The sequence below is a fragment of the Kribbella sp. NPDC006257 genome (assembly GCF_040613535.1).
GTDB lineage: Bacteria > Actinomycetota > Actinomycetes > Propionibacteriales > Kribbellaceae > Kribbella.
Genome location: NZ_JBEXSJ010000052.1, coordinates 43,573 through 51,849, shown reverse-complemented (window position 1 = coordinate 51,849; position 8,277 = coordinate 43,573). Strand labels below are relative to the sequence as shown.

10 protein-coding genes are annotated in these 8,277 nt (G+C 68.4%); 6 read left to right on the top strand and 4 right to left on the bottom strand.

The window, feature by feature from the left end; all coding sequences use genetic code 11:
• The 4 genes from ABZ004_RS37910 to rimP form a co-directional block, all read right to left on the bottom strand.
• A partial coding sequence (locus ABZ004_RS37910) for a translation initiation factor IF-2 N-terminal domain-containing protein (protein WP_355686735.1) occupies positions 1 to 349 on the bottom strand: 349 nt, incomplete at its 3' end.
• A 188-nt stretch (positions 350 to 537) separates the two neighbouring features.
• Positions 538 to 801 carry a YlxR family protein gene (locus ABZ004_RS37905; RefSeq protein WP_355686734.1) on the bottom strand — a complete coding sequence of 88 codons (264 nt, stop codon included), beginning with the start codon at positions 799 to 801 and terminating at the stop codon, positions 538 to 540.
• A 24-nt stretch (positions 802 to 825) separates the two neighbouring features.
• Positions 826 to 1,818: a transcription termination factor NusA gene (nusA, locus tag ABZ004_RS37900; RefSeq protein ID WP_355686732.1), complete on the bottom strand. Its 993-nt coding sequence runs from the start codon at positions 1,816 to 1,818 to the stop codon at positions 826 to 828.
• A complete protein-coding gene (rimP, locus tag ABZ004_RS37895) occupies positions 1,818 to 2,339 on the bottom strand; it encodes a ribosome maturation factor RimP (protein ID WP_355686730.1) in 522 nt (173 codons plus the stop codon). The genes nusA and rimP overlap by 1 nt, the downstream gene beginning before the upstream one ends.
• Positions 2,340 to 2,471: 132 nt before the next feature.
• Between rimP and ABZ004_RS37890 the strand changes: the two genes are divergently transcribed.
• The 6 genes from ABZ004_RS37890 (at position 2,472) to ABZ004_RS37865 (ending at position 8,276) form a co-directional block, all read left to right on the top strand.
• Entirely contained in the window at positions 2,472 to 3,020 is a 549-nt protein-coding gene (locus ABZ004_RS37890; RefSeq protein ID WP_355686729.1) for a cell division protein FtsK, read from the top strand.
• The gene (locus ABZ004_RS37885; RefSeq protein ID WP_355686727.1) at positions 3,017 to 3,427 is read left to right on the top strand and encodes a ferritin-like domain-containing protein; all 411 of its coding nucleotides are present in this window, start codon (positions 3,017 to 3,019) and stop codon (positions 3,425 to 3,427) included. Before ABZ004_RS37890 ends, ABZ004_RS37885 begins: the two co-directional genes overlap by 4 nt.
• A gap of 349 nt (positions 3,428 to 3,776) precedes the next feature.
• Positions 3,777 to 4,163, top strand: coding sequence for a cupin domain-containing protein (locus ABZ004_RS37880; protein ID WP_355686725.1), 387 nt, complete (start codon positions 3,777 to 3,779; stop codon positions 4,161 to 4,163).
• Entirely contained in the window at positions 4,156 to 5,511 is a 1,356-nt protein-coding gene (locus ABZ004_RS37875; protein WP_355686723.1) for a class I tRNA ligase family protein, read from the top strand. The genes ABZ004_RS37880 and ABZ004_RS37875 overlap by 8 nt, the downstream gene beginning before the upstream one ends.
• Complete coding sequence (locus ABZ004_RS37870; RefSeq protein ID WP_355686721.1) at positions 5,512 to 7,893, top strand: FAD-dependent oxidoreductase; 2,382 nt, start codon at positions 5,512 to 5,514, stop codon at positions 7,891 to 7,893. It abuts the gene before it with no gap.
• Positions 7,890 to 8,276: a hypothetical protein gene (locus tag ABZ004_RS37865; RefSeq protein WP_355686719.1), complete on the top strand. Its 387-nt coding sequence runs from the start codon at positions 7,890 to 7,892 to the stop codon at positions 8,274 to 8,276. Before ABZ004_RS37870 ends, ABZ004_RS37865 begins: the two co-directional genes overlap by 4 nt.
• Position 8,277: the final 1 nt, after the last annotated feature.

Here is an 8,277-nt window from a genome sequence, read left to right as displayed (position 1 = left end):
CCGCCTCCTTCAGGTATTGCTGGTAGACGGCTGCCATCCAGCTGGTGCCGAGCACCTCCGCCACCGGCGCGGCCGGAGTCGCCGCGGCGACCTCAGGTGCGTTGTCCGCCGGAGTCACCGGCGCTGTTGCCTGCGCGGGCGCAGGCGAAGTACTGGCGGCGGCCTTCTTGGCCGCGCGCTTCTTCGGCGGGTTCTTCTCGAACTCCTCCGCCAACCGTCGTACGACGGGTGCCTCGATCGTCGAGGACGCCGATCGGACGAACTCTCCCATGTCGTTCAGCCTGGTCAGAACGACCTTGCTGGTAACTCCGAGCTCTTTCGCGAGCTCGTAGACCCGGACCTTTGCCACTACTCTCCCTCTGGTCCGAGCCTGGGGCGCGGACCGTTAGTTGACGTACATGCTCATCGCAGTGCACTCATCGCTGTGTATCCATCACTTTTGGACACTCATCGAGTAGTCATGAGTCGATGACCCGCCTTCATGTCGTCGCCGCACCCCGGTCGAGGCGCCGCGAGCGGCCGGATGGCCGCACTTGATTACTGCGTACTACTCACTGCTTCCCGAACGAGTGACACGTCCAGCGGACCCGCGACCTTGAAGGCCCGCGGGAACGCTTTGCGTCGCTCAGCGAGATCGAGACAGCCGACGACCGGGTGCAGGTGCGCCCCACGCCCGGGTGCCCGGCGAGCGGCGTCCGGAAGGACGAATCCTTCCGACACCGTCATCCGCAGCAGCCTGGTAGGACTGTCCCGCTTCCGGCATCCGATGCAGGTCCGCTTCTGAATTTTCCCAGAGCGCACGACTGCACCAGCTGTCACAGACGATCAGTCTACCTTCTCGTCCTCACGAGTCACATCGGTATCCGGCCGGATGTCGATCCGCCAGCCGGTGAGCCGGGCTGCGAGGCGGGCATTCTGCCCTTCCTTGCCGATCGCGAGCGAGAGCTGATAGTCGGGAACGACCACCCGCGCAGCGCGCGCCGCGGCGTCCACGACCTCTACAGAGGAAACCTGCGCCGGTGACAGCGCATTCCCCACGAAGGTCGCCGGGTCGTCGCTGTGGTCGATGATGTCGATCTTCTCACCGTGCAGCTCGTGCATGATGTTGCGCACCCGCTGGCCCATCGGGCCGATACAGGCGCCCTTGCCGTTCACGGACGGGTTCAGGGTGCGGACCGCGATCTTGGTCCGGTGCCCGGCCTCGCGCGCGATCGCGGTGATCTCGACGGTGCCGTCGGCGATCTCCGGTACCTCGAGCGCGAACAGCTTCTTGACCAGGTTCGGGTGCGTCCGGGAGACGGTGATCTGCGGGCCCTTGAAGCCCTTGCGGACGCCGACCACGTAGACCCGCAGCCGGGAACCGTGCTCGTACTTCTCCCCCGGCACCTGCTCCGGGGCCGGCAGCACGGCCTCGATCTTGCCCAGGTCGACCATCACCGAGCGCGGGTCGCGGCCCTGCTGGACGATGCCGGACAAGATGTCGCCCTCCTTACCGGAGAACTCGCCGTACCGGACATCGTCCTCGGCGTCGCGCAGCCGCTGCAGGATGACCTGCTTGGCCGTGGTCGCCGCGATCCGGCCGAAGTCGGCGGGCGTGTCGTCGAACTCGCGCGCGACCGTGCCGTCCTCGGCCAGCTCCCGCGCCAGCACGGTGACGTGCCCGGTCTTGCGGTCCAGCTCCACCCGGGCCTGCTGCTGAGCGCCCTCGGTGCGGTGGTAGGCCACCAGCAGGGCCTGCTCGATCGCCTCCACGACGATCTCGAACGCGATGTCCTTCTCGCGTTCCAGGGACCGCAGGACGGCCATGTCGATATCCATCAGTTCTCCTCTGCCGCGCCGTCAGCGGCGGAATCAGTGTCGTCGGTGCCGGCTGGCCGGTTGAACTCGATCTGGATCTTGGCCTTCTCCACGTCGGCGAAGGCGATGGTGCGGTGCTGGCCGCGGACGTCCAGCAGGGCGGCCTCGTCGGTGACGGAGGTGATCCGCCCGGTCACCTTGTGGCCGCCCGTCAGCGTGACGGCGACCAGCCGGGTGAGGTTGCGGCGCCAGTGCCGGGGCAGCGTGAGCGGCCGGTCGACACCAGGGCTGGAGACCTCCAGCGTGTAGGCGCCGTCGCCCATCACGTCGTCGGCGTCCAGCGCCTTGGAGATCGCCCGGGTCACCTCGGCGACGTCGTCCAGGCTGATGCCGCCGTCGCGGTCCACCAGGACCCGCAGCTGGCGCCGCTTGCCGGCCGAGATGATGTCGACCTCTTCGACGTCGCAGCCGAACTGCTCGACGATCGGCCGCAGAAAGTTCTCGAGGCTCGTAGGGTCCGTGTGGTCAGTCTTTCGGCTCACAGGTAGACCTGCCTCTCTCCAGTTGTGTCACCCGTTGCAGCTCCCGGCGATCCGGCCGAGAGCAGTAGTCCACCTTATCCGGCCCGCCGAGTGGTCCGGCCATGCGCCTCCATCCGGGATATCGTTCGGGCCGTGCAGACCGAGCCCCCTCGACTGCCGCGTCGTGCTGTTCTGCGGAGTGCCGCCGCCCTTGCGGCCACCGCGACTCTGCTCACCGGCTGCGAAGACGAGAAAGACAAGAGCGGTACCCCGGGCACTTCCGAGGGGCCGGGAAGCGCCACGCCTCCGCCGCCGAGCACCGACCCGGCTGTGGTCGCGGCGCTGACGGTGGCCGCCACCCAGGTCGAGCAGCTGTCCCTGCGCTACAGCGAGGTCGGCCAGGCCTACCCGAAGCTGCGCGCCCAGCTCGCGGCCGGGGTGAAGAACCACGCCACCCAGCTCGCCGGGCTCAAGGAGATCGGCGGTTTCGAGCCGCCGCAGCCAGGCAAGCTCCCAGCTCTCCCCGGCAACGCCGTCGCGGCGCTGGCCGACCTGGCGAGCCGCGAGCAGAAGTTGTCGGTCAGTCACGCCACCGCCGCCGCGAAGGTGTCCGGCGAGGCGGCCCGGGTGCTCGCGATGCTCGCGGCCGGCGAGAGCCAGCTCGCTGCCCTTCTGACGCCCAGGAAGAAGGCGGCAAGTTGACCGAGAAGGACGCTCTGCAGGCCGCCCTCGCCGGCGAGCACGCGGCGATGTACGGCGTGGGCGTGGCCGGCGGCAAGCTCTCCGGCGCACGCTTCGCTCAGGCCACCGCCGCCTTCGAGGAGCACCGCCGCCGCCGGGACCAGCTCGCCGAGCTGGTGATCCAGGGCGGTGAGACCCCGGTCGCCGCGGAACCGGCGTACGACCTGCCGCAGGCTGTCACCGACGCGGCGACCGCGGCGGCCCTGGTGCTGCTGATCGAGCGACGGCTGTCGGTCGTGTACGCCGACCTGGTCGAGGCCGCCGAGCAGGTGCCGGTCCGCACACTCGCGATCCAGGCCCTGATCGACACCTCGCGTGCCCAGCTCACCTGGGGCGGCACCGCGCAGGCCTTCCCCGGCCAGAGCTGACCTTCCCCGGCCAGAGCTGATCGCCGTGCGTGTGCGTTCGACCACGCATCGCTGACAAAACGGTCCGATAACGAAGAATTTCCGCATCAGTTACGGGTGATCCGGAATTCGTTGCGTACTCCCCTTTACTCGGAGCGCGACCTTCCCTATATTTTCGGCCACGGAGACTGGGGGGTCGCCGGGCAATCACCAACGCAGCAACGAGTTCTGTCCCGATGGTGGTCGGGTGTCAGTGCGGCGCGTGGCGATTGATCCAAGGCTGAATCAAAAGCGTCTGACCGTGCCTTCATTGCGTTTTCCAACAACTTCTTGAGCCGCGTCGCGGATCGGCTACGGAGGGTAGCGAAGCATGCGTACATTCGACCTGATCACCGGCGAAAGCCTATTGGTGAAAGATCTCCGAGTGGTTCGCTGGGAGCAATACGAGCTCGGCGGGCAAATGCCTTTCCAGGCCATGTGGTACTCCGTTCCGCCAGGCTCGGAGAGCCCGATCGACCAGCACCCCGAACTCGAACTCTCGATCGTCGTCGCCGGTACGGCGCACGTGCTGGTGGGCGGCGAGGTGCACGAGATCACGCACGGCAACGCCTTCCTGCTCAGCAGCACCGAAGCGCACGTCGTACAGAACCGGTCGGATGACGAACTGCTGACCGTCTTCAGCGCCTACTGGATGCCCATCGCGGGCGCCGACGAGGGTGAAAGACCGACCGAGGCAGTAGCGGCCGGCCATGTCTGAGCCGCCGGTCACGGTCTTCACCTTCCCGCAGCCGACCGTCAACGGTCCCCTGCATGTCGGGCACCTCGCCGGCCCCTACCTGGCTGCCGACATCGCCGCCCGGGCAGCACGCGCCCGCGGTGAGCAGGTAGTCGTCACCACCGGTCTCGACGTGCACCAGAACTATGTGCTCACCAGGGCCGAACGCGAAGGCATCGAGGTCGGCGTGATGACCGCGGACTTCCGTGCGGACATCAAGGAAACCTACGAACTCGCCCGGATCGGCTACGACCGGTTCAGCGATCCCCTCACCGACGAGCACGCGCCGGTCATCCGGCAGCTCATGAACGAGCTCGTCGCCAGCGGTGCCGCTCCTCTGCGTGAAGTCACCCTGTACGCCTGCCGGGACTGCTCGCGGACCCTGCACGAGTCCTATCTGACGGGCCGATGCCGTGGTTGCGAGGCGCCGGCCGCGGGTGGTGCCTGCGAGCAGTGTGGCGCTTTCACCTACGTGGAAACGATGATCGACCCGGTCTGCGGCCGCTGCGGTGGCGAACCACGGGCCTTCCAGGCCACGGTTCCGGTGCTGCGGATGGAGGACCACCGCGAGGCGATGACCGCGATGTGGTTGCGGGCCGAGCTGCCGCCGGCCGTGCGCGCGCTGATCGACCGGCAACTGGCCGACGGGCTGCCCGAGATCGCCCTGGCGTACCCGACCAACTGGGGCATCGAGGGCGAGGGACCACTGGCCGGCTTGCGGATCGGGCCCTACACCGAGGTCGCGCTGACCGATCTCTACAACGTCGCGACGGCAATCGATCCGGCCGCGAACGACCTGTCCGGATATCTGGCCGCACTCGGCCGGGTGGACAATCTCTGGCACTTCCTCGGGCTCGACAACGCGTACTGGTTCGCCCTGTACTGGCAGGCAATCTGGGCGGCCGCCGGGGTGAATCCATTGCCCCTTTCCGGTCTAGTCGTGAATGAGTTCTACACGCTCGACGGGAGCAAGTTCTCGACCAGCCGGAATCACGTCGTGGCGGCCAATGAAATGCTCCGGTCGGAGGACCCGGCAATGGTCCGGCTTTACCTGGCCTGGGACCGTCCGGACCGCTATCGCAGCGACTTCACCTGGAAAGCGTTCCGGGCATTCGCCGAGCGGGTCGGCCCATTGCTGGACGGCTCCCGGATCCCGACCGAGACGCTCCATCCGGCGCTCGCCGAGATCGACCTCGCCCGGGCCGAGCACGCGTTGCGGCCGTCCGGGTTCGACCCCGCGTTGGCGACCCGGATCCTGATCGACCTGCTCGCCGGTGGGGTCCGGGACACCGGTTCGCTGCGCGCGGCGCTGACCGGGGCGGGCGGTTAGATGCGGATCTGCGTGATCGGCGCGGGGATCGCGGGCACGCTGCTGGCCCGCCGGCTGACGGAGTACGCCGCCGTCGAGGTCGACCTCGTCACCGGCGTACCGGGAACGGATGCGACCGCCGCATCCGGTGGCGGCGTGCGGGGCTTCGAGACCCATCCCGAGCAACGCCGGCTGGCCGTCGAGAGCCTCTTCGAGCTGTTCGAGACCCCCGGTCTGCTGGAGCAGTCCGGCTACGTCGAGACCGGCTGCACTTACCTGCTCACGCCGTACGCCGGTTTGGAAGCGGCCGTCGCCGAGGTGGAGCACCTGCACCCGGGATCCACCGAGGTCGTCGACGAGAGCGCTCTGCGGGGCAGCGGCTGGCACGGGCTCCCGGCCGGCACCGTCGGCGTACTCGAGAAGCGGGCCGGTTTCATCAGGCCGGACCACCTGCGCTCGCTGGTGATCGAGGAGCTCACCCGCGGCTCACACAGCCGGGTCGTCACCGGCCCCGTACTCGGGCTGGTCCCCCACCCCGACGGATCGGTCAGCTGTCGCACCCCAGGCGAGAGCAACCGGTACGACGTGGTGGTGGTCGCCGCCGGCCCCTGGACACCCGGACTGCTCGCCGGCAATGCGTTGCCGGCCGAGCCGTACCGGACCAAGGCGATCCAGGTCGCCGTGTACGACGTGGACGGGGCTCTGCCGACCATGTTCGTCGACGAGACCAGTGATCTGTACGGGCGGCCGACCGCCGACGGAGGACTCCTCCTCGGCGTCGACACCCACCACTGGTCGGTACCACCCGGCAGCAGCGCACCGACCTCCGATCTGGCCGCCGAGGCCGTCCGGATCGCCGGGCAGCGACTGCCACACCTCAGGCTGCTGGAGACCAGGAACACGGTCTCCAACGCCGACTGCTATGCCGATCCGCCGGTACTGACCCTCTGGTCGGTACTCGGCAGCACGCATCGGCTCTTCACTTTCACCGGTGGGTCCGGCGGCAGCGTGAAAACCGCGCTGGCCGCGAGCCGGACGGCAGCGAGCGACCTGCTCGGGCCGCTCGTCACCGGGGGAACCACGCGCACCACCACTTCGCGGACGGAGAACAAGCGCATGACGATGTCGGAACGAGGCAACGGCCACCCGCCCAGGTACCACACGATCGGTATCGGAGCCGGTCCTTCCAACCTGTCACTGGCGGCCCTGTACAAGAACGTCACCACGGAGAAACTGGCCCTGTTCGACTCCCGCCCGGTAGCCGGCTGGCACACGCCGCTGCTCTACCCGGGGGTCCGGATGCAGACCGGCTGGATGAAGGACCTGGTCTCGCTGGTCGACCCACGGCACGAACTGACGTTCCTGAACTACCTGGTCACGTCCGGGCGGCTCTACGCGCTGATCAACTCCCAGTTCGATGCCCTGCCCCGGATCGAGTACGAGCGTTATCTCGCCTGGGCCACCGAGCGGCTCGGTGTGGTCAACTTCGACTGCCGGGTGGACGCGATCTCGATCACCGACGAAGGCTTCCAGGTCTGCGTCGACGGTTCGCCCGTCGCGCTGTCCGAGCACCTCGTCCTCGGCCTCGGTACCCGGCCGGTGTGGCCCGGCTACGCCCGCGAGCTGGACCCCGAGCGGGCCTTCATCGCCGACGAGCTCGGCGCCCGGCTGCCGAGCCTGGACACGGACAAGGCCGAGCCGATCGCGGTGATCGGTGGCGGCCAGACCGGGCTGGAATGCGTACTACGGTTGCTCGGCTCCGGCTTCACCGACATCCGCTGGATCGGCCGGAACCAGTGGTTCCGCAGCATCGACGACTCCCCGATGGCCAACGAGCTGTACCGGCCGTCGCACATCGAGTTCCTGCAGGGGCTGAACCGGTCCAAGCGCCGGGAGATGATCGTGGACTCCCGCTACTCCGGCGACGCGATCACCCCGGGCGGCCTGAAGGCGCTCTACCAGGGCAACTACGACGGGCTGCTGACGCTCGGCCGGTTCCCGGTCACGCTGCTGCCCGGCCGCGACGTCACCTCGGCCGAACAACTTGCCGACGGCACCGTCCGGCTGCGCTGCACCACGCCGGAGACGCCCGAGGAGCACGAGGTGAAGCACCTGGTGATCGCCGCCGGCCGCGAGCACGTGCAGGCGCCGTTCGACGACGACCTGCGGGAGCGGATCGACTACGACGACGACGGCGAGATGCTGGTCGAGCCGGACTACTCGGTTCGCTGGAAGGGCATGAACGGCCACCGGATCTTCTCGTTCAACGCGAGCCGGTACAGCCACGGCCTGACCAATGCGGGCCTGACGCAACTACCGGTCCGGGCCGCGATCGTGCTCAACTCCATGTTCGACCGGGAGATCTACCCGATCTCCGACGAACTCTGCGCGGTGCAGTGGTGACCGCCGCAGCACCGGAACCCGAGGCCTTCGGGACCCAGGTGCCGGATGTCGACGGCGTCTGGTTCCAGCTCGTCGCCGAGGAGGGCGCGAGTACGCCGTACGGGCAGTACCACCGCGAGGACGACCTGGTCTGGGCCGAGTTCTACGCCGGCGGGACGCTGCGCAGCGGCCGGCTCGTCGGCCGCCTCCAGCCGGACGGTTCGATCCGGGGCGCCTACTGCCTGCTGACCGCTGACGGTGAGCTGGTCAGCGGCGAGTGCCGCAGCATCCCGGAGTACGACGTCCGCGGCAACATCCGGATCACCGACCACTTCCGCCGTAGCGACGGCACCCGGGGAGTCTCGTACATCGAGCAGATCCCCGCTCCGATCAGGGAGGTCTGAG

Coding starts and splice junctions, on each gene's coding strand:
- ABZ004_RS37875 (WP_355686723.1), top strand. CDS start 4,156: ATGTCTGAGCCGCCGGTCACGGTCTTCACCTTCCCGCAGCCGACCGTC.
- nusA (WP_355686732.1), bottom strand. CDS start 1,818: ATGGATATCGACATGGCCGTCCTGCGGTCCCTGGAACGCGAGAAGGAC.
- ABZ004_RS37880 (WP_355686725.1), top strand. CDS start 3,777: ATGCGTACATTCGACCTGATCACCGGCGAAAGCCTATTGGTGAAAGAT.
- ABZ004_RS37870 (WP_355686721.1), top strand. CDS start 5,512: ATGCGGATCTGCGTGATCGGCGCGGGGATCGCGGGCACGCTGCTGGCC.